1 protein-coding gene is annotated in these 1,879 nt (G+C 68.8%); it reads right to left on the bottom strand.

What is annotated here, in order from left to right; genetic code table 11:
• Positions 1-23 precede the first annotated feature (23 nt).
• Positions 24-1,724, bottom strand: coding sequence for a DUF222 domain-containing protein (locus OOT08_RS18090; protein ID WP_325094276.1), 1,701 nt, complete (start codon positions 1,722-1,724; stop codon positions 24-26).
• Between the last annotated feature and the right edge of the window lie 155 nt (positions 1,725-1,879).

A 1,879-nucleotide genomic window follows, 5' to 3' on the forward strand; every position in this document is an offset into this window, starting at 1 on the left:
CGGGTGGCCGGGGGCACACCGGATCAGGCTGACGGCGGTGCGCCCGACGCTCGTTCGGGATGGGTTGTGGTGTGACGGCCGCTCAGGGTCTCCCACTCCAGCACCCCGTTCACGTTGTCGAGCAGCGTCCAGCCCCGATGCGTCTTCCCCGCCCCGGTCGACCCGGGGTCGCCGCGCCCCTTCATCGTGTGATGGGTCCGGCAGAGAAACGCGAGATTGTCGTGGCAGGTTTCCCCACCCGAGTCCCAGGGCACCGAGTGATCAAGATCACACCGGACCGCGGCCCGTTCACACCCGGGGAAGCGACAGTGCTGGTCCCGAATTTCGGTGAATCTGCGAAGGGCCTTCGGTGGCGAGTAGCTGTCCCTGCCCACGTTGAGGATCGCGCCCCGGTCGTCGGTGAACAAGGCCCGGAAGGAGCCGATCCCGAAGGCGACCCGCTCCGCGGTCTCATCATCGAGGGCCCCGTAGCCCTCCAGCTCGGCGAATTCCTTGCCGAGGATCGCCTCGGCGGTGGCCTCGGGCCCCAGGTCGTCGGTGAGCCCGGCGAGGATGCGGGTGGGTACGGTGACGAGGACCTGTCCGCGGACGCCGCGGGGCGGGGCCGTGGTGGCCTGGGGAGTCGTGTCGCCCTCGGCTGGCGCTTCCGTGTCGATCTCGCCGAGCGAGATCAGGTCCACGAGCACATCCGCGCGCAGCTGCGCGATGCCACGGGGGAACGGCAGCGCAGCAAGTGCCGCGGCCAGTTCCTCCTCGGTACCCGTGTGCGCCTCTTTCAGCGCGTCCACGCGCTCCTGGTGGTCCTGCTTCTCCATGACGGCGAGCTGCTTCGCCAGCGCGTCGCTCCGGTCGTAGGCCGCGGTCAGTTCCACCGCGGAGTGCCGGATCGTCAGCTCCATCATCCCGTTGCGGGCGGGCTCGTTCCACGCCCCGCGACGCTGGAACGCATCCGCGTGCCGCGCCTCGGGAGACACGGGATCGACCCGGTTCCGAAGATCCTCGGCCACCCGCAACAGCTTCGCGGGAGTCAACGTCGGGGCGACCTCGGCAAGCTGCTCGTCGAGAATGGCGCGGGCCACGGGCGGCGCATCAGCGGTGACCCGCACAATCGCGGACACACGGGCCTGATCCAGTTCACCGGACGAGAACGCCTCCCACACGTGAGGCAGATCCCCGGCGACCGCGAGCGCATCATTGAGCAAGCGCGCCCCCGTGGGCTTCCCCACAGTCACGGCGAACGCAATCTCCTCGGCCAACTGCCCCATCCGCTGCGCCCGGTCCTCGCCGGTCACGGTCTGGTCGATGACCTGCCCGGTCGAAGCGAGCACCCGCGCGGCGTCTTCCTTCGTCTCCCGCGCAAAGCGCTCCTCGTTGAGGTCGGCCAGCTCGGCAATGAGCCTGGCCCGCTTCGCCTCAACCCGGTTCTTCTCCCGCGTGGCCTCGGAGATCGCCTCGCTCAGTTCGGCCTCGCGTGCGCGCAGTGCCTCGGCGGTGAGGTGCGCGCGGGCCTCGGAGGCGGCCACCTTGGCGGCGGCAAGCGGGTGCTGAGCCTGCTCATCCGGGGTCACCCGGGACGCGGCAAAAGCATCGGCGGCGATCCGCGCCGCGATCTTCGCGGCGCTCGCCCCAGTCACCGTTCCCGTGCCCGGCACGCGCGCAAACGCACCGGCCCGCGGTGTGCGGGTGCCGGTGTCGCGGGGTGCGACGGGAGTGAAAGTGACCATGCCCCAATTTTACCCGAAGTGACCCGAGGAAAAGTGCTGTTCACGCCTCATTTCGATCTGAAACGATATAGCCCGGACCCGGATCATCGCAAGAAAATATGGCGCGTTTCAGCCCCACTCTTTGACAGCAAAACCCAATTCTGCCGGGCTCATAA

Source organism: Leucobacter sp. M11 (genome assembly GCF_035726885.1).
In the GTDB taxonomy this organism is placed as follows: Bacteria; Actinomycetota; Actinomycetes; order Actinomycetales; family Microbacteriaceae; genus JAPFRB01.